Here is a 23299-nt window from a genome sequence, read left to right as displayed (position 1 = left end):
GATTTAATAAAATAATATAATTAAATTCCTGATCCATATTGAAAATCTATAGAATGAGAAAAAGAATTATTTTGATTTATAGGATTTAAAACCTCATTATGAGATTTACTGATAATTTTACCAGGAATTCCAACCACCGTAGAATAACTTGGAACTGAATTTAATACAACAGCACCAGAACCAATTTTAGAAAATGAACCAATTTCAATATTTCCTAAAATTTTTGCGCCAGCACCAATAATAGTACCTTCACGAATGATGGGATGTCGATTACCTAAAATACTATATCTACTCCCTATAGTAACAGATTGTAATATAGAAACATGATTTTCGATTACAACAGTTTCTCCAATAACAATTCCAGTACCATGATCTAAAATAATTCCAGATCCAATTTTTGCAGCTGGATGAATATCGATCGAAAATCGCTGAGATATTTTACTTTGAAAATACATTGCTAGTGATTTTCTACCTTGTGACCATAAATAATTACTAATACGATATCCCTGTAAAGCATGGAAACCTTTAAAGTATAAAAAAGGTATATGAAAATAATTTACTACAGGATCTGTTTGAATAATAAAATTAATATCTTGTACGGCATATATAGACATAATAGGATTATGTAAATATAATTTTGAAATCATCTTTTTCATTTGAGTTCGTGATATAAAATCATCAAATAACTTATCTGCTAAAATGTAACTCATTGAATCAATTAAAGAATTATGTTTTAAAATATAAGAATTATAAAAATTATATAAATATGGCTCTTCTTTAATTAAAATCGATGTTTCAGAATAAATTTTTTTCCATATTATTTCCACTTCTTCATATAACATATATCTTCCTATTCACTGGATGTTATATCATTCATATATTTAGATAAATAAATATTTTTTCTTTCATCTAAATAATTTTTTACTTCATCAAGAGATTTTTTAACTTCCTGAAATGAAACGCCACCTTTCACATTTCTGCTATTAATACAAGAATTTAAATCTAACACATCATAAACATCTTTTTCAAAACATACATGATATTTCTTGAAAACTGATAATTCTAATTGTTCTAAAGAAAATTTACGACTGATTGCTTCTAAAACAATTTTTCCGACAATATAATGAGATTCCCTAAATGGAACACCTTTATTTACTAAATAATCTGCTAATTCAGTAGCATTTGAATATCCCATTTTTGCAGCATATAGACAAGTATTTTTTTTTACTTTCATGGAATTTAAAACTATAATAGACATGTTTAAACAATCTCGCCAAATATCAAAAGCATTAAATAAAATCTCTTTATCTTCTTGCATATCCTTATTATAAGATAACGGTAAACCTTTAAGTAATATTAACATACTTGTTAATAATCCGTGAACTTTACCAGATCGACCCCTAATTAACTCTAATGCATCTGGATTTTTCTTTTGAGGCATTAAAGACGATCCAGAAGTAATAGTATCAGATAATTCAATAAAATTCGATTCACCAGAATTAAAAAATATTAAATCCTCAGCAAATCTTGATAAATGAATCATACTAATTGAAGCTGCAGAAAGTATTTCTAAAACATAATCGCGATCGGAAACAGAATCTAAACCATTTCTAGTAGCAGAAGAAAATCCCATTCTAACTGCTAATTTATCACGATCAATACACCAAGAAGTTCCAGATAAAGCACCCGAACCTAATGGGCTAAAATCCAATCTTTGTAAAGCATTTTGTAACCTACTTTCATCTCTTCGAAACATCTCTATATACGCTAAACACCAATACGAAAAAGTAATAGGCTGAGCTCTTTGTAAATGAGTATAACCAGGCATGATAACATCTGTTGTGAGATCTGCTTGAATAAAAAAAGCACGTTCTAAATGATGTAAATGATTTAATAAAATTTGAATAGCATATTTACACCATAATTTCAAATCTGTTGTAACCTGATCATTTCTACTTCTTCCTGTATGTAATTTTTTTCCTAAATCACCTAATCTTTCGATTAATTTTGATTCCACCCAGCTGTGAATATCTTCATGTAAACTATTTTGAATCATTTCAATATTACGAGACACTTCTTGTAATAAATTATTTAATTCTAATTCAATTCGACCTTGTTCTTCAACCGTAAGTACTTCACATTCTAATAAAGATTTAGACCATGCAATCGAGCTAATAATATCCTGTATCACTAAACGATGATCAACACGTAATGAGGTATTAAACTTACGAAAAAAAACATCGGGTTCTTTATTAAAACGTCCTCCCCACAATTTTGAATCTTGATAATTCATAAAATATTACACTCCACAAATAATAAATTATATTAAAAATATCATGTTAAAATATTATATAAATATTTCGCATTATAGAATTTGTAAAAAATATTAAATTTTATTACAATTTTTCATTGCTCTAATTTTAGAAGACAATGAAAATAAGTTAATAAAACCTTTCGAATCATTTTGATCATATACATCATCACAACCAAAAGTAGCGAACTCTTGAGAATATAAAGAATTTTTAGATTTCTTCTGAACAACTATTGAATGTCCTTTATATAATTTTAACACAACCTTTCCGGTAATTAAATTAAATAAGACGCGCGCAGAAGCTTTAATAGATTCACAAACCGGAGAAAACCATAATCCATTATAAACTATAGAAGACATTTCTAATCCAATTTTTTCTCGCCATTTAAAACTATCTCGATCTAATACTAATTGTTCTATAGCACGAATAGATTGAACTAATAATGTTCCACCTGGAGTTTCATAACAACCTCTAGATTTCATACCAATTAAACGATTTTCAACTATATCTATACGACCAATTCCATGTTTAGAAGCTAATGAATTTAATACACTTAAACATTGCACAGAATCTAAAAATTGATCATTTACAGCAACAGGACAACCTTTATCTAATTGAATACTAACAAATTCTGGAATATTTGGAGCATCTACAGGATCTGTAGTCCAAATCCAGCAATCCTTATTAGGGGCATTCCAAGGTTCTTCTAATATTCCCCCTTCAGTAGAAATATGCCAAATATTCTCATCTCTGCTATATATCTTATCAACCGTTGCAGTACTAGGAATATTTCTTACTTTTAAATATTCAATCAAATCTTCTCGAGAAGAAAAATTCCACTCTCTCCATGGGGCAATAACTTGAAGTTGAGGTGCTAAAGAAGCATAGGCTGTTTCAAAACGAACCTGGTCATTTCCTTTACCAGTTGCTCCATGACAAACAGCAATGGCTTTTAGTGATAAAGCTAATTTTACCTGTTCTTTAGCAATTAAAGGTCTAGCCATAGCTGTACCTAACAAATAACTTCCTTCATATAAAGCACCAGTACTTAATACTGGAAAAATATATTCTTCAACAAATTTTTTTTTTAAATCTATAATAAAACAATCTGATGCTCCAGACTGAAATGCTTTATCTGAAATACTATTTAAATCATCTTTAGATTGTCCTAAATCAGCAACAAAGGCAATTACATCCAATGAATAATTTTCTTTAATCCATGGAATAATCACCGAAGTATCTAATCCTCCAGAATAAGCTAATACTACTTTACTACTATCTTTTATATTCATAACAGTATTAATATCCATTAATTTTAGCAAAAAATACGAGTACCAGAGGAATGTCCTTGTAATAATAATTTTAGTTGAATAATATCCTGTAAACCAGAAATATCAACTGATTTATTTAAATCACGCGCAAAACGTAAAGCAGTTTGAACTTTACTAATCATACCATCAGTAATAATACCTTCTGAAATTAATTTATTAGCATCATATTCTGAAAGCTCTTTAATGCGATTTCCCTTACCATCTAAAACTGCACTAACATCAGTTAATAAAATTAACCTTGCATTTAAACACTTCGCTAATATCATAGCCGTAATATCAGAATCAATAATATTTATATCATTATTCTGATTAATACCTATTGAACTAATAATTGGAATTATTTTTAATTTAAAAAAATAATTAATTAATCTTAAAGAACCACACGTTGGTTTCATAGGATTATTTAAATCATATTGATCAAAAATTAACATATTTCCGTCTGTTAAACATAAACCAATTGCATTAATATTATATAACCGTGATTGATTTACTAAATACTTATTAATTGTTCCAGATAATATACCAATTTTTAGATCATGATAAATATTATTATTAATATTTAAATTAATTGCATTTAAATCATCTTTTTTAAAAGTACAATATATATTTTTCATGATAGATTCAAACCAATAATTTCCACCATGTACAATTAATATATTGTGATAATATGATTGATAATAAGAATATATTCCATTAAATAGACGAATCATAGAAGCATCACTATTTAATAGCATACCTCCTATTTTAATAACTACTGTCTTCATAATATAAAACGCTCTATATAAAAAATACATCATTAATATTTAAAATTGCAAAAAAAAATACTATTTTCTAGAAGAATTTAACATATGACATAAAGAATAAATAATATCTGATTTATTTAAAGTATAAAAATGAAAATGTCGTACTCCAGCAATATACAATTGATTAATCATGTTAACTGATATCGCTAATCCAATCATTTGAGTCGTATAAACATCATTTGGATCTAAATTATCAAAAAAATTACGTATCCATTTTGGAATACATACGTTTGTCATAGAAGCAAATCTTTTAAGTTGTTTAAAATCTAATATTGGTAATATGCCGGGTATAATATTAGCGTAAATACCAATAGAAGCACAACGATCACGAAATCTTAAATAATTATTTATATTGAAAAAAAATTGAGTAATTGCTTTATTTGCTCCAGCATCAATTTTCCTTTTCAAATTAATTAAGTCTAATTGAGAATTATTTGATTCTGGATGAACTTCAGGATAAGCAGCAACAGCAATTTCAAAATCAGCAACTTCTTTTAATAAAGATACTAAATCAGAAGCATATACTATACGATTACTACCTTGCTCTGAAAAATCACCACGTAATGCAACAATATTACGAATCCCGATGTCCCAATAATTTTTAGCAAGTCGTTTAATTTCATGGTCAGTAGAATTAATATAAGTAATATGAGGAGAAATGTTAATATTTAACATATTTTGAAGTTTATGAACAGTACGATAAGTTAAATCATTTAAATTACTATTAGAAGTACATGTAATCGAAATAAAATCCGGACGAAATACACTTAATCGATTAATAGAAGATAAAAATTTACTATTTTCTATAGATTGTATTTTAGGTGGAAAAAATTCAAAAGAAATATGCACCTTAGAAATGATATTAAAAATACCTTCATCTAATATACGATAATAACTATTGTTATAAGGAAAATCCATAATGTATTCCAAATTTAATCTTTAAATATTCTTAAAATATTAAGAATATTATCAAAATAATTTAAAAATATTAAAATTTAAGAATAAAATAATATTTTAATATTATTAAAAATCAAAAATTCAAAAATATGACTTCAAATTATAATAGATATCGAATTTTTAAAAAACTATTTTATAATTTTGTTCAATTATAAAAAATAAATTAAAAATATATACAAAAAACATATTTTAATTTATTATATAATCATTCTAATTTTTTATGAAAAAATATTAAAAAATATTTTTTACTTTTAATAAATTATAATATAAAATATAATTAATTTATTATTGCATAAAACATAATGTATTAGTATTATATACTTAAAGAAAAAATCATGATAGCCGGCTTAGCTCAGCAGGCAGAGCAACTGACTTGTAATCAGTAGGTCACCAGTTCGATTCCGGTAGCCGGCATAAAAATATTAAAACACGGTGGAGTTCCCGAGCGGTTAAAGGGAGCAGACTGTAAATCTGCCGTCTATTGACTTCGAAGGTTCGAATCCTTCCTCCACCAAAAATGTGCGGGCATAGTATAATGGTTATTATCTTAGCCTTCCAAGCTGATGATGCGGGTTCGATTCCCGCTGCCCGCTAAAAAAGCTGATATGGCTCAGTTAGGTAGAGCACACCCTTGGTAAGGGTGAGGTCCCCAGTTCAAATCTGGGTATCAGCATGTAAATTTAATAAAATAATAATAAAATATCATATTGTAAAATATTATATAATCTAAAGATTTTAAAAAATTTAAAATATTAAATAAAATTTGATTATTAATTAATATTTCAATATTATAAAAAATATTTAAAACTAATATCATTTTATTACTTTATATATTTAAAAAAAAATAGTATATTTTAAATAAAATATTTATTTTTCATAATTCAATCATACATGATATTAAAAAAAATATATGAGTATAAAAAAAACAAAAAATCATACCAAGAAAATTAATTGGTTAATTATATTTACTATAATGATTATAAATATCATAATTTTTTTAATATATCAAAAAAAAATATACTCTTTATACAGTATAATAATTACATTAATTTTCATATCTATCGCAAATACAAAATATGTTCAAAAAATTCAATCCATAATAAAACTATTACGTCAAATCTACCTAGAAGGAAAAAAAATACATTGGCCAAATAAAAAAGAATCAATAAAAATCACAATGATCGTTCTTATTGCTAATTTAATTATCTCTTCAATATTATGGATATTAGACAAAAGTATATTTTACATAACGTCATTAATAATTGGATTAAGGTCGTAAAATGCATAATATTAGAAATAAAGATTGGTATGTTTTACAAGCATTTTCAGGATGCGAAAAACGTATAATAGATTCAATTAAAGAACGTATTAAATTAAATAATATGGAGCAATTTTTTGGTAAAATAATTGTCCCTAGCGAAAACGTCATTGAAATGAAGCGGGGAAAACGAAAAATAAATAAAAAAAAATTTTTCCCAGGTTATATTTTTATTGAAATGCAAATGAATAAAAATAGCTGGCACTTAATAAAAAATACTCCAAGAATAATTGGATTTATTGGAGGTACATCTGAAAAACCAGCTCCAATGAATAATCAAGAAATAGACAACATTCTAAAAAAATTAAATCACAAAAAAAATAAACCTCGACCTAAAATGATATTTGAAATAGGAGAAAAAATACGTGTTCAGCATGGACCATTTACCGATTTTAATGGTACAGTAAAAAATGTAGATTATGAAAAAAATAGGTTAAAAGTATTAGTATCAATCTTTGGAAGATCTACACCAGTTGAATTAGATTTTATACAAGTTCAAAAAAAACTATAAATAATTTTAATTAAATCATTATAAAAGTAAAACATAATATGTCAAAAAAAATACAAGCATATATAAAACTACAAATTCCAGCAGGAATGGCTAATCCTAGCCCTCCTATTGGTCCCGCATTAGGACAAAAAGGAGTAAATATCATGGAATTTTGTAAATTATTTAATAAACAAACAAATACATTAGAAAAAGGAATACCTATTCCAGTAGTTATTACCGTTTATTCAGACCGATCATTTACATTTATTACAAAAACTACACCGGCATCTAGTTTACTGAAAAAATTTGCTAATATTAAATCGGGTTCTAGTAAAGCAAAAACAGAAATTGTTGGTTCAATTAAAAAAATACAAATAGAAGAAATAGCTAAAATCAAATCTATTGATATGACAGGATCAAATATCGAAAAAAATAAAAAATCTATTCAGGGAACAGCAAAATCTATGGGATTAAAAATAGAGGATTAAATGATAAAAAATATAAAAAATATAAACAGTAATATGCAAAATAAAAAAAAATATAATCTTGAAGATGGAATTAATCTATTAAAAAAAAACCAAAAAAAAACATTTATTGAAAGTATAGATATAGCAATAAATCTAGGAATCAATCCTAAAAAGTCTGATCAAAATATTCGAGGATCCACTATCTTACCACATGGTATTGGAAGAGAAATTAAAGTAGCTGTTTTTACACAAGGAGATAACATTAAATTAGCAAAAAAATACGGAGCAAATCTAGCAGGAGGAGAAGAATTAATACAAACATTCAAAAAAGATGATATTAATTTTGACATTATTCTTGCATCCCCAGATATTATGAAGTCAGTTGGAAAATTAGGACCAATGTTAGGACCAAAAGGTTTAATGCCTAACCCAAAATTAGGAACAATCACAGAAAATATTACTAAAGCAGTAAAAAATGCAAAAAAAGGACAAATCCAATATAAAAATGATAAAAATGGAATAATACATTCTACCATTGGAAAAATTAATTTTTCAAATAAAAAAATAAAAGAAAATCTAATAAACCTATTACAATCTTTAGAAAAATTAAAACCAATTAAATTAAAAGGAACATTTATCAAACAAGTTGTATTATCTACAACTATGGGTATCGGAATACCTATCGAAATTAGTACTATTAACGAAATAATAGAAAAATAATTTTATCTGAATCAATACAACAATTAATATTATACAAATAATAAACACACCAATATATTAAATTCATATAAAATATATATTTATATTTAAAAAACAATGTTTAATTCAAAAAAAAAAATAAGTCTAAATATTTCGGAGAGTAAACGAAATGACATTAAACTTAGATCAAAAAAAAAAAATTGTATTTAAAATGCATGAAATGGCTAATAAAACATTATCTGCTGTTTTAGCTGATTCAACAGGAGTTAACGTTAATAAAATTAATATTTTAAGAAAAAAAAGCCGCAAAAATAATGTTAAAATAAATATAATCAAAAATACATTATTAAAAATGTCTATTAATAAAACACCTCTAGAATGTTTAAAAAAAAAAATCGCAGGATCAATACTAATTGGATATTCCCTAAAAGAACCTGAAAATGCAGTAAAACTATTTCATAATTTTTCTAAAAAAAATAAAAATTTTAAAATAAAAGCTGCTACATTATATGGAAAAATATTATCAAGTTTAGAAATTGAAAAATTAGCAAATTTACCTTCTTATAAAGAAGCTATAATACGTTTTATTCATACTATTAAAACTGCAACAATCGGAAAATTAAAATTTATTTTATTACAAATTAAACAAATGAAAAGTATATAAAATTCAGTAAAAAATATAAAATCATATTAAATATTACATAAAATTCACTTCATTGTTGTAGGAAGCATGTTATGTCCATTACTAAAGAACAAATATTAGAATCCATATCAAACATGTCAGTTATGGATATTGTTGATCTAATTTCTGCCATGGAAAAAAAATTTGGAGTATCTTCTATTATACCAATAAATAATAGTTCTTCTGAAAATAAAGAAAAAAAAGAAGAACAAACTGAATTTAATATTATATTAAAATCAATTGGTGCTAATAAAATATCTGTAATTAAAGCAGTAAGAAGTGCAACCGGTTTAGGATTAAAAGAATCTAAAGATTTAGTAGAATCAGCGCCAACAGTTTTAAAAGAAAAAATTAATAAAAAAGATGCTGAATCACTAAAAGAGACTTTAGAAAAAGTTGGTGCTGAAGTTGAAATGAAATAATAATATATTATGATTAAAATTATTAATATATTAAAATATCAATTGGCTGGTGAATCAATGGAATAGCACCAGCCTTTTTAATAAAATTAACTAATATTATTTAAAAGATGTATAATATAAATATGAAATAGTTTTAAAAATATAAAATATTATATTCTATATTATCTATTAGATCAAAATAATTATAATTTTTATCACTACAATTAATATTTACATTTAATAATTTTTAAAATGTAATATATTTTAAAATATAACTAATTTATAAGGAATAAAATGATCACTTCTTATACTGAAAAAAAAAGAATTCGAAAAGATTTTAGCAAAAATCCCAAACTATTAAATATACCGTACCTTCTTGGTATTCAATTAGATTCATTTACACGATTTATTAAAAAAGATCCAAATGGAAAAATAGGATTAGAATCTGCATTTCGATCAATTTTTCCAATTAAAAGCTATAATGGAAATGCTGAACTAAAATACATAAATTATTCCATTGGAGAAAAAATATTTAATATCGAAGACTGTAAAAATAGAGGGATGACTTATTCCGTACCAATTCGAGTAAAATTAAGGCTAATAATATATGAAAAACATGGAACAAAATTAAGTATTAAAAATATTAAAGAACAAGAAGTATATATGGGAGAAATCCCAATTATGACGGAAACAGGTACTTTTATTATCAATGGTACCGAAAGAGTAGTAGTTTCACAACTACATCGAAGTCCTGGAGTATTTTTCGATAGCGATAGAGGAAAAACACATTCTTCTGGAAAAATTTTATATAGTACTCGAATTATTCCATATCGAGGATCTTGGTTAGATTTTGAATTTGATCCTAAAGATCATTTATTTGCGAGAATTGATCGAAGAAGAAAAATGCCGATTAGCATTATTTTACGTGCATTAGGATATAATACACAAGAAATATTAAGTATTTTTTTTAAAAAAAATACTTATAAATTCATCAATCAAAAAATATATCTCAAACTAATACCAGATAGATTACGAGGAGAAATAGCATCATTCGATATTTCTCACAAAAATGAAATATATGTTGAAAAAGGAAAACGAGTTACTATTTTTCATATTAAAAAACTAAAAGAAAATAACATCACTTTAATAGAAGTTCCTATAGAATATTTAATAGGAAAAACAGTATTTAAAAATTATATTGATCCAAATACAAATAATCCTATTATATTATCCAATATGAATCTTAGTCTCGAAAATATTTATAGCATACAAAAGGCAAATTATGATAGAATCGAAACAATTTTTACAAATGATTTAGATCATGGACCATATATATCTGATACATTAAAGATTGATTCTACACCAAATCAAGAACAAGCATTAATAGAAATATATCGTATGATGCGACCAGGAGAACCACCAACATCAGAGTCTGCATACAATTTGTTTAAAAATTTATTTTTTTCTGAAGAGAGATATGATATTTCGTTAGTAGGTCGAATGAAATTTAATCGATCATTAGAGCGCGATAGTGTAACAGGACCTAGTATTTTAACAAAAGAAGATATTATTGATGTTGTTAAAAAATTAATTAATATAAGAGACGGAAAAGGAGAAATAGATGATATTGATCATTTAGGAAATAGACGAGTAAGATCCATTGGGGAAATGGTCGAAAATCAATTTAGAATTGGTTTAATTCGAGTGGAAAGAACAGTAAAAGAAAGATTATCATTAGGTGATCTTGATCTCCTTATGCCTCAAGATGTGATAAATGCAAAACCAATTTCTTCTGCGATAAAAGAGTTTTTTACATCTAGTCAATTATCTCAATTTATGGATCAAAATAACCCATTATCAGAAATTACACATAAAAGAAGAATTTCGGCATTAGGGTCAGGGGGGCTAACAAGAGAACGGGCAGGATTTGAAGTAAGAGATGTGCATCCAACACATTATGGACGTGTTTGTCCAATTGAAACACCAGAAGGTCCAAATATTGGTTTAATTAATTCTCTATCAATATATGCTCAAACAAATGAATATGGATTTTTAGAAACACCCTATCGAATCGTAGAAAATGGTATAGCATCTAAGAAAATACATTATTTATCGGCTATAGAAGAAGGAAGTTATATCATTGCTCAAGCAAATGCTAAAATTAATAAAGATGGTAAATTTCTTGATAACTTAATAACATGTCGACATAAAGGAGAATCAAACTTATTTTATAAACATCAAATTAATTATATGGATATATCAGCACAACAAATTGCATCTGTAGGAGCAGCATTAATTCCATTTTTAGAGCATGACGATGCAAATCGTGCTTTAATGGGTGCAAATATGCAAAGACAAGCTGTACCCCTTTTAAGATCTGAAAAACCACTCGTTGGAACAGGAATAGAAAGAAGAGTCGCAATAGATTCCGGGGTTGCAGTAATAGCAAAAAGAGGTGGAATGATAAAATATGTTGATTCTGCAACAATTATTGTTTCAGTAAATCAACATGAAAGAAATCCAAAAGAATCAGGAATCGATATCTATAATTTAGCTAAATATAATAGATCTAACCAAAATACTTGTATTAATCAAACACCATGTATTCGTTTAGGAGAGATTGTACAAAAAGGAGATGTCTTAGCAGATGGACCATCTACTGATCTCGGAGAACTAGCGTTAGGACAAAATCTTAGAGTAGCATTTATGCCATGGAACGGATATAACTTCGAAGACTCTATTCTAATTTCCGAAAAAATTATACAAAAAGATCAGTTTACTACTATTCATATACAAGAACTTTCCTGTGTCGTAAGAGATACAAAATTAGGACCAGAAAAAATTAGTACTGATATACCAAACATTAGTGAATCAGCATTATCAAAATTAGATGAATCTGGAATTGTATATATTGGAGCAAAAGTTATAGGTGGAGATATTTTAGTAGGTAAAATTACACCCAAAACTGAAACACAACTAACACCAGAAGAAAAACTATTAAGAGCTATTTTTGGAGAAAAGGAATCTGATTTTAAAGATTCTTCATTGCGAGTTCCAAACGGAATCTTTGGGACTGTAGTGGATGTCCAAATATTCACTAGGGATGGTGTCAAAAAGGATCAAAGAACAATAGAAATTGAATCTATGAAAATCAAAGAAATTGAAAAAAATTTCATAGAAGAATTTAAAATGTTTGAAATTCAAATATTTAATCAAATAAGAAGTATATTAATTAAATGTGGAGTATCTATTGATTATTTAAGCATGTATCCTAGAAAATTATGGATAAAAATTCCCATAAAAAATAATAAATATGCTAATCAAATAAAACAGTTATTAAATAACAGAAAAATAATAAAAAAATCACTACAAACCAAAATAGATTTACAAAAAAAGAATATCCTACAAAACAGTGATTTGTCTCCAGGAATACTAAAAGTTGTTAAAATTAATCTCGTGGTCAAAAGGCAAATACAAACTGGTGATAAAATAGCAGGAAGACATGGCAATAAAGGAGTAATATCTAAAATCAGTCCTATAGAAGATATGCCATATGATGAAAATGGAGTTCCAGTTGATATAGTATTAAATCCATTAGGCGTTCCTTCTCGAATGAATATTGGACAAATATTAGAAACACATTTAGGTATGGCAGCAAAAGAAATCGGTGAAAAAATTAAAAAAATGCTAAAAAATAAAACACATATTTCCGAAATACGTTGTTTTATAAATAAAGCATTAAATTTAGGAAAAAAAATCTCTCAAAAAATTAATTTAAATTCGTTTTCTGATCTAGATATATCAGAATTAGCACATAATTTAAAAGAAGGAATGCCAGTTGCAACTCCTGTTTTTGATGGCGCTAATGAAAATGATATCAAAGAATTTTTACAATTAGCGGGTTTACCATCTTCAGGACAAATCACATTATTTAACGGTCAAACAGGAGAAAAATTCGAAAGACCAGTAACAGTAGGATATATGTATATGTTAAAATTAAATCACTTAGTAGATGATAAGATGCATGCTCGCTCCACTGGATCTTACAGTTTAATTACTCAACAACCTCTCGGAGGGAAAGCGCAATTTGGAGGACAACGATTTGGTGAAATGGAAGTATGGGCATTAGAAGCATATGGAGCTGCTTACACATTACAAGAAATGTTAACTGTAAAATCAGATGATGTAAATGGAAGAACAAAAATATATAAAAACATAATATCAAATAATTATGATATGAATCCAGGAATGCCAGAATCCTTTAATGTTTTATTGAAAGAAATTCGGTCGTTAGGAATTAATATTGAACTTGACGAAGAATAAAAAATTAAACAATTGAATTGAAAAATTCACTGTTTATCACATTTAAATATATTTTTTTTCAAAAACGGAGTAATTTCGTGAAAGATTTATTAAATTTTTTAAAAATAAAAACAAAAATAGGAGGATTTAATTCTATTAAAATTGAATTAGCGTCTCCAGAAGTCATTCGATCATGGTCGTTTGGAGAAGTAAAGAAACCAGAAACTATTAATTATCGTACTTTTAAACCTGAAAGGGATGGTTTATTTTGTGCAAGAATATTCGGACCAATGAAAGATTATGAATGTTTATGCGGAAAATACAAACGATTAAAACATCGAGGTGTAATTTGTGAAAAATGCGGAGTAGAAATTACAACCAGCAAAGTACGTAGAGAAAGAATGGGACATATTGAATTAGCTGCTCCAATAGCACACATTTGGTTTTTAAAATCTTTACCATCACGAATTGCATTATTATTAGATATGACATTACGTGATATTGAAAGAGTATTATATTTTGAGTCATACATTATTTTAGAAGAAGGGATGACAAATCTTAAAAAAAAACAAGTCTTAACAGAAGAACAATATTTAAATGCATTAGAAGAATTTGGAGATGATTTTGAAGCAAAAATGGGAGCAGAAGCAATACAATTATTATTAAAAGATTTAAATTTATCTCTAGAATATAAAAAATTACATAAAGAATTACAAAGTATACAATCTGAAACAAAAAGAAAAAAAATTACTAAACGTATAAAAATTGTAGAATCTTTCCGATCATCAAATAATAAACCAGAATGGATGATTCTACAAGTCTTACCCATTTTACCACCAGATTTAAGGCCATTAGTTCCTCTTGATGGCGGAAGATTTGCAACATCCGATTTAAATGATTTATACCGCAGAGTAATTAATAGAAATAACAGATTAAAAAGACTATTAGATTTATCTGCACCAGATATTATTATACGCAATGAAAAAAGAATGCTACAAGAATCAGTAGATGCATTGTTAGACAACGGAAGAAGAGGGAAAGCTATTTTAGGATCTAATAAAAGACCATTAAAATCATTATCAGATATGATAAAAGGAAAACAGGGAAGATTTCGTCAAAATCTTCTTGGAAAAAGAGTAGATTATTCTGGACGTTCCGTAATTACAGTTGGTCCATCTCTTCAATTAAATCAATGCGGATTACCGAAAAAAATGGCTTTAGAGCTTTTTAAGCCATTTGTATACGGAAAATTAGAAACTCAAGGTTTAGCAGCTACAATTAAAACCGCCAAACAAATGGTAGAACATGAAGAGCCAATAGTATGGGATATACTTGATGAAATTATACATAAACACCCTATATTATTAAATCGAGCACCAACTCTACATAGATTAGGAATACAAGCATTTGAACCAATATTAGTAGAAGGAAAAGCAATTCAATTACACCCATTAGTATGTGCTGCTTATAATGCTGACTTTGATGGTGATCAAATGGCAGTACACGTACCTTTAACACAAGAATCACAAATGGAAGCACGTGCTTTAATGATGTCTACTAAAAATATTCTTTCTCCAGCTAATGGAGAACCAATTATTGTACCTTCTCAGGATGTTGTACTAGGATTATATTATATGACTAGAAAGAAAAAAAACAGCAAAGGAGAAGGAATGATATTAAACAGCGTACAAGAAGCAGAAAAAGTATATCGATTAGGATTTACAGAACTACAATCTATAATCAAAGTAAAAATTATAGAATATTCTAAAAATTCAGATAATTCTTTTACAAAAATTACAAAAATTGTTGATACAACCATTGGTAGAGCGATACTTTGGATGATTGTTCCCAAGGGATTACAATTTAAAATAATAAATAAAACATTAGAAAAACAATCAATTTCTCATATGTTAAGTATATGTTACCAAATATTGGGACAAAAAGAGACAGTACAATTTGCAGATAATATTATGTATACTGGATTTGAATATGCGGCAAGATCAGGTGCATCAGTTGGTATTGATGATATGGCAGTACCACAACAAAAAAATCAAATTATAGGAGAAGCAAAAAAAGAAGTTCTAGAAATTCAAGAACAATTTGAATCAGGATTAGTCACTTCAGGAGAAAGATACAATAAAGTAATTGATATTTGGGCTGCATCTAATGAAGAAATAGCAAAGTCTATGATGAAAAATTTATCTACTGAAGTTGTCGTGAACAAAAATGGAGAATTTCAAACACAAAAATCTTTTAATAACATATTTATGATGGCAGATTCAGGAGCTCGCGGATCTACAGCCCAAATTAGACAATTAGCCGGAATGAGAGGACTGATGGCTAAACCTGATGGATCAATTATAGAAACCCCAATTACTGCAAATTTTAGAGAAGGATTAAATGTATTACAATATTTTATTTCCACGCATGGAGCGAGAAAAGGTTTAGCAGATACTGCTTTAAAAACAGCTAATTCTGGTTACTTAACACGAAGATTGGTAGATGTAGCTCAAGATCTTGTGGTAACAGAAAATGATTGTGGAACAAAAAATGGAATGATTATTACTCCAATTATTGAGGGAAGCATTGTAAAAGAACCACTACAAGATAGAGCGCTTGGAAGAGTAACATCAGAAGATGTATTATATCCAAATTCTTCTGAAATTCTGATCCCAAAAAATACATTATTAAATGAAAACAAATGCAAATTATTGACAAAGTACTTTATAGATTATATTAAAGTAAGATCGGTTGTTAACTGTAAAACTGATTTTGGAGTATGTGCATATTGTTATGGAAGAGACTTATCTAAAGGAAAATTAGTTCGAAAAGGAGAAGCTATCGGTGTGATAGCAGCGCAATCTATCGGAGAACCTGGTACTCAATTAACTATGAGAACATTTCATATTGGAGGAGCAGCTTCTAGGTCAGTTACACAATCAAATATTGAAGTGCAACACGAAGGAATAATTAATTTAAAAAATACAAAATTAATTACGAACTCTCGCGGAAAGAATATTGTTATTTCAAGAAATTCTGAATTAAATATCATAGACGATTCAGGTCAAATTAAAGAAAACTATAAAATACCTTACGGAACAATATTAGAAAAAAAAAATAAAGAAAAATCTCATATTGGAGAAATGTTAGCTCAATGGGATCCACATACTATTCCTATCATCACAGAAGTAAATGGATATGTAAAATTTATTGACATGATTGAAGGACAAACAATTATTAAACAAACAGATGAACTAACTGGATTATCCTCAATTATTATATTAGATGTTTTTGAAAGAAGTAATACAGGATTAGATCCAAGACCAGCATTAAAAATCGTTACAAAGGATGGAAAAGATATTTTTATTCCAGGAACAGAAATGCAAGCCATATATTTCCTACCAAAAAGAGCTATTATTCAATTAAATAATGGAACAAAAATTTATGCTGGAGATACTTTAGCAAAAATACCGCAAGCATCAATAGGAACAAGAGATATAACAGGAGGATTACCAAGAGTTGCAGACTTATTTGAAGCCCGACGACCAAAAGAATTTGCAATATTATCTGAAATTAGTGGGATTGTTTCATTTGGAAAAGCAACAAAAGGAAAAAGAAGATTAATAATTAAATCAATTGATGAAGATAATACATATGAAGAAATGATCCCCAAGTGGAGACAATTAAACATATTTGAAGGAGAAAAAGTAAAAAAAGGAGATATTATATCCCATGGACCAGAATCACCGCATGATATTCTTCGATTGCGTGGAGTGCAAGCAGTAACTAAATACATCGTTAATGAAGTACAAGAAGTATATAGATTACAGGGGGTACAAATCAACGATAAACATATTGAAGTAATTGTAAAACAAATGCTAAGAAAAGCAACGATTATTAATCCAGGAGATTCTAATTTTTTAAAAGGAGAACAAGTAGAATATTCAAAAATTAAAATTACGAATAGAAAACTAAAAAAATTAAAAAAAATAAAAGCTACATTTGAAAGAAATTTACTCGGAATTACTAAAGCATCTCTCGCAACCGAATCATTTATATCCGCAGCGTCATTCCAGGAAACAACAAGAGTATTAACTGAAGCAGCAGTTTCTGGTAAAAAAGATGATCTAAAAGGATTAAAAGAAAATGTTATTGTTGGAAGACTTATTCCGGCTGGAACTGGATATATTTATCATAATAAAAGAATTTATGAAAGAGATAAAATACTTAATGAATATTCTAAAACACATAATGAATCTATCATTTCTAATGATGATATCATAAAGTAATGAATTAAATATATTATTTAAGATTAAAATACATATTTATTTGTGAGAGCTATTATTAATAAGCTATCACAAATATATTATTATGTATAAATTTAAAAAAAAATATTATACAAACTATATATTGATATATAATATCGTTGTATATGAATTTCATATAAATCACCAATTTTAAATTAATTTAAATAATAAATTACAAAATATTCATACAATAAAATCGATACAAAACAATATTTTAAAATATTTTTAAAAATATACATGTTAAATTTACAATTTGATCAATCAAAACATAATATTTTTTTATTCATTCTATCAATATATGACATACCAAATGCTGATAATACAAAAGTTAAATGAACAATTACACACCACATAATTTTATCATCTAAGACTTTTTCTGCTTCCATAAATAATCGTAAAAGATGAACAGAAGAAATTGCTACAATTGATGAAGCTACTTTGTTTTTAATAGAATTAACATCCATAGTGCCCATCCAACTTAATCGTTCTTTATTATCTTGAATATTCATTCTGGAAATGAAATTTTCATATCCCGAAAACATGACCATGACTAATAAACCACCAACTAGAGCTATATCAATTAATGATAATACAATTAATACTAATCCAGATTCCGACATAATTAAAATTTCAGGAATAATAAAAATAATTTGTTGAAAAAATTTTAATGTTAATAATATAAAACCAAAAGATAAACCAATATATACAGGAAACATTAACCACCGAGAAGCATAAATGGTTTTTTCAATAATTTTTTCCATATTTATCCTCTTTAAAAATATTACAAATTAAATATTAAAAACTAATTTAAAACATATTAATTTAAAATAATAAATTACGTACATAATAATTTTAATTACATATAATATATCCATAAATTATTTTTAGGTATTTTATTAAATGAATTTATTCAAATGCAATATTTTGATTACAAGATAAATAATTTAAAAAATATATTATTTAATTAATAACTTTTAGGTATTTATTAATATATTAAAATTAATGGATAAAATTATGAAATTATACAACAAAATAATTCAAACGGCTTTAATAAGTGTATCTGATAAATCTAATCTCATCAAATTATGTAAAGAATTACAAAATAAAAAAATAAAAATATTTTCAACTCACGGAACAGAAAAAAAATTAAAAGAAAATAATATCACGGCATCTCAAATATCTGAAATTACTCAATATCCAGAAATTATGAATGGACAAATCAAAACAATACATCCAAAAATTTTTAGCGGAATATTAAGTAATGAAATAGATGATCAACAATTTATTAAAGATCATCAAATCACCACTATTGACATGATAATAGTGAATTTCTATCCATTTAATCATGTAAATATAAATCAAAATATCGAAAAACAAATTGATATTGGTGGCCCTGCAATGGTACGAGCTGCAGCAAAAAACTATAAACATACCGTAGTTTTAACAGATCCATCAGATTATGATAAAATTTTAAACGAAATTAATCAACATGGATACGTAAAACTTGAAACTAAACTACAATTGGCTTATAAAGCATTTAAATATGTAAATAAATACGATAATATGATTACAAAATATTTTAATTTAAAAAGAAACAATACCTTTAAATTAAAATCGAATAATTTACTACCTAACAAAATAAAATTGATTTACTATAAACAAAAAAAATTAAAATACGGAGAAAATCCACATCAAAAATCTGCATTATATACATTATATCCTGAACAAACAACAGGATTAATTAATTCTTTACGTCAAATCCATGGAGCAGAATTATCTTATAATAATATATACGATGCATATATTGCATTAAAATGTGTTAATCAATTCCAAAAACCATCTTGTGTTATTGTTAAACATGGAACACCATGCGGAGCAGCAATTTCAGATAATATATTTTCTGCGTATTTATCTGCCTATAAAAGTGATGAAATTTCAGCATTTGGAGGTATTATTGGTTTTAATACAATAATTGATTCGAACACTATCAACCAAATTTTAAATACACAGTTTGTAGAATTAATTATTGGGCCAGAAATTACTCCTGAAGCATTAGAATTAATAAGAAATAAAAATAAAATTAAAGTTTTAATATGTCAGTATCAAAAAAATAAAAATAATATACCTTTTATTGAATTTAAAACTATCGATGATGGCTTATTAGTACAAGAATCAAATGTAGAAATTAGTAAAACAAAAAAATTAACTATAGTAAGTAAAAAAAAACCCACCAAATCAGAAATAAAAACTGCCATATTTTGTTGGAAAATAGCAAAATTTTGTAAATCAAATGCAATTGTTTATGGTTACGATTTTAAAACAATAAGTATAGGTTCTGGACAAACAAGCCGAATAGATGCAGTAAAAATTGCTAACTATAAATACTTTCAAAAACTTCAAAAAAATCAAATAAATAAAAAAAATATTATCATGGCTTCAGATGCATTTTTTCCATTTAAAGATAGTATTCAAGAAGCAATATATGCAGGAGTATCATGCATTATACAACCAGGAGGATCAATTAGAGATCATGAAATCATCAAAACAGTTAACGATAATAATATATCTATGATATTTACACATGTTAGAAGTTTTTATCATTAAATTTATAATACAATCATATTAAAAACATATTTATATTACTTTTTGAAACAAAACAAAAGGGAAATATAACCCTTTTGTTTAAATAATGTTATATAGTTAATGTTTCAAATTTTTTACGAATTTTTTTAGTAGCAATCATCATATTCTTTAAAGATGATATAGTTTCTTTCCAATTTCTAGTTTTTAATCCACAATCCGGATTCACCCATAAACGATTAATTGGAATATATTTTATAGCTTGTTCTAATAAATAAACAATCTGGTCAACGCTAGGAATATTTGGTGAATGTATATCGTATACACCAGGACCAATTTCATTAGGATATTCAAAAGTTTTAAAAAATTCTAATAAATCCATATGAGATCGCGCAGTTTCAATAGTAATAACATCCGCATCTAATTGAACAATAGCATCCATGATATCACTAAATTCACAATAACACATATGAGTATGAATTTGAGTAGTATCTTGTACTTTGGAAGAGGAAATTCTAAAAGATTGAGTTGCCCAAGATAAATATTTTTTCCAATCTATTTTTCGTAAAGGTAATCCTTCCCGAAGAGCAGGTTCATCAATTTGAATTATATTAATCCCAGCTCTTTCTAAATCTAACACTTCATCACGTAATGCTAATGCGATTTGATTAGATATTATTTGTTTTGGTAAATCTTCTCGAATAAAAGACCAACATAATATAGTAACAGGTCCAGTTAACATGGCTTTAACAGGTTTTTTTGTTATAGATTGTGCATATTTAGACCATTCTATTGTAATTGGGTTCTTACGATAAACATCCCCAACAATTACAGGTGGTTTAACACATCTTGACCCATAACTTTGTACCCATCCATAATTAGTAAATATAAAACCTGCTAAATGCTCACCAAAATATTCTACCATATCATTACGTTCAGATTCTCCATGCACTAAAACATCAATATCTAATAATTCTTGTTGTTGAATAGCATATTGAATATGTTTTTTAATTTCATTTTGATATTTATGGAAATCAATCTTTCCTTTCTTAAATTGTAAACGTAATGCACGAATATCATCGGTTTGAGGAAATGATCCAATAGTAGTAGTAGGTAAAACAGGAAAATGGAAAGTATTTTTTTGAACTTTTGAACGAACTGAATAAACTGAATGTCGTTTTTTATCATTATAAGTAATATTCATTAGTTGATTTTTTACAAAATCATTATTTACCATTTCTGATTTAGCATGACTATGTAATAAATCAGTCCAGGACTGTAATATACTAGAATCATTATCGTTTAAGGCTAAAGTCAATAAATTTAATTCATAACACTTTTGTAAAGCAAAAGAAAACCAATTTTTTATTTCTAATGGAATATTATTTTCAAGTCTTAAATCAACTGGGCTATGCAATAAAGAACAAGAAGATCCAATCCATACATTTCTTTTAAATTTTAAAAAATTTTGAATAACATCAAACCAAAACTTTAAATCTGATTTCCAAATATTTCGACCATTAATAACACCTAAAGATAACACCCAATCATGAGGTATCTTTCGATTTAAAACAGATAAATCATACTTTCCATGTGTTAAATCAATATGCAAACCTTGTACGGGAAAATTTACTATATCATTTAAATTATGATTAATACTTTCAAAATATGTAGTTAATAGTAACTTCAAATCACTCTTTAAAATATCATAAGTCATTTTAAATGCATGCATCCAATCAGATGGTAAATCAAAAACTAAAATTGGTTCATCAATTTGAATCCACTCAATACCTTTTTCATAAATTTTATTTAAAATTTTTTGATAGACTTTTAATAAATTTGGTAATAAACTTAATCGATTAAATTTAACTCCTGTAATTTTTCCTAACCATAAATAAGTCATAGGACCTAAAATTACAGGTTTTACTGAATAACCTTTATTAATTGCTTCATCAATTTCATCAAATAACTGATTCCAAGATAAATTAAAATCCTGATTTTTTACAAACTCTGGAACAATATAATGATAATTCGTATCAAACCATTTTGTCATTTCGCAAGCTAAAACTGAAGATTTATTTAATGCTGTGCCTCGAGCCATATAAAATAATGTATCTAAATCAATTGAACCATCAATATTACGATGTCTTTCGGGAATATTCCCCAACATCATACTTGTAGTTAAAACATGATCATACCACGAAAAATCACCAACCGAAATCAAATTAATTCCTGATGAACTTTGATCTTTCCAATTTTTATACCTTAATTTCTTCCCAATTTTTAATAATTCGATTTTCGAAATTTTTCCAGACCAATAATTTTCCTGAGCAAATTTCAATTCTCGATGTGCACCAATTCTAGGAAATCCTAGAATATGATTTATAATATCCATAAAATATATCCCGTATTAAATAACATTTTTACAACAAATTAATCGATTTAGAATATTTACTATATAACTATTGTTATAATTATCAATTTAAATTAATATTTAAAATTAAAAATAAATTAAATTAATATTATTAAATAAATTTTAAAAAAATTAAATATATGTAATTAAAAATTTTAAAAATATTTTTAATAAAAATAAAAAAATTTTAACATATAAAAAATAAAAATTTATATTATGATTACATTATAACTATAT

General features: G+C 26.4%; 16 protein-coding genes and 4 tRNA genes. 13 read left to right on the top strand and 7 right to left on the bottom strand.

What is annotated here, in order from left to right:
- Positions 1-20: 20 nt before the first annotated feature.
- The 5 genes from epsC to metF form a co-directional block, all read right to left on the bottom strand.
- Positions 21-842, bottom strand: coding sequence for a serine O-acetyltransferase EpsC (epsC, locus tag AB4W55_RS00215; RefSeq protein WP_367672532.1), 822 nt, complete (start codon positions 840-842; stop codon positions 21-23).
- Between the two features lie 8 nt (positions 843-850).
- Entirely contained in the window at positions 851-2293 is a 1443-nt protein-coding gene (argH, locus tag AB4W55_RS00210) for an argininosuccinate lyase (protein ID WP_367672531.1), read from the bottom strand.
- A gap of 93 nt (positions 2294-2386) precedes the next feature.
- The gene (locus AB4W55_RS00205; protein ID WP_367672530.1) at positions 2387-3604 is read right to left on the bottom strand and encodes an argininosuccinate synthase; all 1218 of its coding nucleotides are present in this window, start codon (positions 3602-3604) and stop codon (positions 2387-2389) included.
- Between the two features lie 23 nt (positions 3605-3627).
- Positions 3628-4407, bottom strand: a complete 780-nt coding sequence (locus tag AB4W55_RS00200; protein WP_367672528.1) for an acetylglutamate kinase — start codon at positions 4405-4407, stop codon at positions 3628-3630.
- 60 nt (positions 4408-4467) lie between these two features.
- Positions 4468-5364, bottom strand: coding sequence for a methylenetetrahydrofolate reductase (gene metF / locus AB4W55_RS00195; RefSeq protein ID WP_367672527.1), 897 nt, complete (start codon positions 5362-5364; stop codon positions 4468-4470).
- A 380-nt stretch (positions 5365-5744) separates the two neighbouring features.
- Here metF and AB4W55_RS00190 point away from each other — a divergent pair.
- From AB4W55_RS00190 to rpoC, 12 genes are all read left to right on the top strand, one after another.
- Positions 5745-5817 (top strand) — tRNA-Thr (locus tag AB4W55_RS00190).
- 17 nt (positions 5818-5834) lie between these two features.
- Positions 5835-5917 (top strand) — tRNA-Tyr (locus AB4W55_RS00185).
- Between the two features lie 7 nt (positions 5918-5924).
- A tRNA-Gly gene (locus tag AB4W55_RS00180) sits at positions 5925-5996 on the top strand.
- Between the two features lie 6 nt (positions 5997-6002).
- Positions 6003-6076: transfer RNA gene (locus AB4W55_RS00175), tRNA-Thr, on the top strand.
- A gap of 237 nt (positions 6077-6313) precedes the next feature.
- Entirely contained in the window at positions 6314-6682 is a 369-nt protein-coding gene (gene secE, locus AB4W55_RS00170) for a preprotein translocase subunit SecE (RefSeq protein ID WP_367672526.1), read from the top strand.
- Position 6683: 1 nt separating this feature from the next.
- On the top strand, positions 6684-7232 hold the full coding sequence (nusG, locus tag AB4W55_RS00165; protein WP_367672525.1) for a transcription termination/antitermination protein NusG: 549 nt from the start codon (positions 6684-6686) through the stop codon (positions 7230-7232).
- A gap of 38 nt (positions 7233-7270) precedes the next feature.
- The gene (gene rplK, locus AB4W55_RS00160) at positions 7271-7699 is read left to right on the top strand and encodes a 50S ribosomal protein L11 (RefSeq protein WP_367672523.1); all 429 of its coding nucleotides are present in this window, start codon (positions 7271-7273) and stop codon (positions 7697-7699) included.
- A complete protein-coding gene (rplA, locus tag AB4W55_RS00155) occupies positions 7700-8398 on the top strand; it encodes a 50S ribosomal protein L1 (RefSeq protein ID WP_367672521.1) in 699 nt (232 codons plus the stop codon).
- A 148-nt stretch (positions 8399-8546) separates the two neighbouring features.
- Complete coding sequence (rplJ, locus tag AB4W55_RS00150) at positions 8547-9041, top strand: 50S ribosomal protein L10 (protein ID WP_367672520.1); 495 nt, start codon at positions 8547-8549, stop codon at positions 9039-9041.
- A 71-nt stretch (positions 9042-9112) separates the two neighbouring features.
- Positions 9113-9481: a 50S ribosomal protein L7/L12 gene (rplL, locus tag AB4W55_RS00145; RefSeq protein ID WP_367672519.1), complete on the top strand. Its 369-nt coding sequence runs from the start codon at positions 9113-9115 to the stop codon at positions 9479-9481.
- Positions 9482-9754: 273 nt separating this feature from the next.
- A complete protein-coding gene (gene rpoB, locus AB4W55_RS00140; RefSeq protein WP_367672518.1) occupies positions 9755-13783 on the top strand; it encodes a DNA-directed RNA polymerase subunit beta in 4029 nt (1342 codons plus the stop codon).
- Positions 13784-13860: 77 nt separating this feature from the next.
- Positions 13861-18051 (top strand): DNA-directed RNA polymerase subunit beta', encoded by a 4191-nt coding sequence (gene rpoC, locus AB4W55_RS00135; RefSeq protein ID WP_367672517.1) that lies wholly within the window; start codon positions 13861-13863, stop codon positions 18049-18051.
- A gap of 275 nt (positions 18052-18326) precedes the next feature.
- On the opposite strand, the gene AB4W55_RS00130 is transcribed toward rpoC, so the two are convergent.
- On the bottom strand, positions 18327-18830 hold the full coding sequence (locus AB4W55_RS00130) for a TIGR00645 family protein (protein WP_367672516.1): 504 nt from the start codon (positions 18828-18830) through the stop codon (positions 18327-18329).
- Between the two features lie 253 nt (positions 18831-19083).
- Here AB4W55_RS00130 and purH point away from each other — a divergent pair, with 253 nt between their 5' ends.
- Positions 19084-20673: a bifunctional phosphoribosylaminoimidazolecarboxamide formyltransferase/IMP cyclohydrolase gene (purH, locus tag AB4W55_RS00125; RefSeq protein WP_367672515.1), complete on the top strand. Its 1590-nt coding sequence runs from the start codon at positions 19084-19086 to the stop codon at positions 20671-20673.
- 88 nt (positions 20674-20761) lie between these two features.
- On the opposite strand, the gene metE is transcribed toward purH, so the two are convergent.
- Positions 20762-23044, bottom strand: a complete 2283-nt coding sequence (gene metE, locus AB4W55_RS00120; protein ID WP_367672513.1) for a 5-methyltetrahydropteroyltriglutamate--homocysteine S-methyltransferase — start codon at positions 23042-23044, stop codon at positions 20762-20764.
- Between the last annotated feature and the right edge of the window lie 255 nt (positions 23045-23299).

The sequence above is a fragment of the Buchnera aphidicola (Symydobius americanus) genome (assembly GCF_964059135.1).
Classification (GTDB): domain Bacteria; phylum Pseudomonadota; class Gammaproteobacteria; order Enterobacterales; family Enterobacteriaceae; genus Buchnera_L; species Buchnera_L aphidicola_AJ.
Note: the sequence above shows the minus strand (reverse complement) of the source record. Positions and strands in the feature narration are given on the sequence as shown.

Coding starts and splice junctions, on each gene's coding strand:
- epsC (WP_367672532.1), bottom strand. CDS start 842: ATGTTATATGAAGAAGTGGAAATAATATGGAAAAAAATTTATTCTGAA.
- argH (WP_367672531.1), bottom strand. CDS start 2,293: ATGAATTATCAAGATTCAAAATTGTGGGGAGGACGTTTTAATAAAGAA.
- AB4W55_RS00205 (WP_367672530.1), bottom strand. CDS start 3,604: ATGAATATAAAAGATAGTAGTAAAGTAGTATTAGCTTATTCTGGAGGA.
- AB4W55_RS00200 (WP_367672528.1), bottom strand. CDS start 4,407: ATGAAGACAGTAGTTATTAAAATAGGAGGTATGCTATTAAATAGTGAT.
- metF (WP_367672527.1), bottom strand. CDS start 5,364: ATGGATTTTCCTTATAACAATAGTTATTATCGTATATTAGATGAAGGT.
- secE (WP_367672526.1), top strand. CDS start 6,314: ATGAGTATAAAAAAAACAAAAAATCATACCAAGAAAATTAATTGGTTA.
- nusG (WP_367672525.1), top strand. CDS start 6,684: ATGCATAATATTAGAAATAAAGATTGGTATGTTTTACAAGCATTTTCA.
- rplK (WP_367672523.1), top strand. CDS start 7,271: ATGTCAAAAAAAATACAAGCATATATAAAACTACAAATTCCAGCAGGA.
- rplA (WP_367672521.1), top strand. CDS start 7,700: ATGATAAAAAATATAAAAAATATAAACAGTAATATGCAAAATAAAAAA.
- rplJ (WP_367672520.1), top strand. CDS start 8,547: ATGACATTAAACTTAGATCAAAAAAAAAAAATTGTATTTAAAATGCAT.
- rplL (WP_367672519.1), top strand. CDS start 9,113: ATGTCCATTACTAAAGAACAAATATTAGAATCCATATCAAACATGTCA.
- rpoB (WP_367672518.1), top strand. CDS start 9,755: ATGATCACTTCTTATACTGAAAAAAAAAGAATTCGAAAAGATTTTAGC.
- AB4W55_RS00130 (WP_367672516.1), bottom strand. CDS start 18,830: ATGGAAAAAATTATTGAAAAAACCATTTATGCTTCTCGGTGGTTAATG.
- purH (WP_367672515.1), top strand. CDS start 19,084: ATGAAATTATACAACAAAATAATTCAAACGGCTTTAATAAGTGTATCT.
- metE (WP_367672513.1), bottom strand. CDS start 23,044: ATGGATATTATAAATCATATTCTAGGATTTCCTAGAATTGGTGCACAT.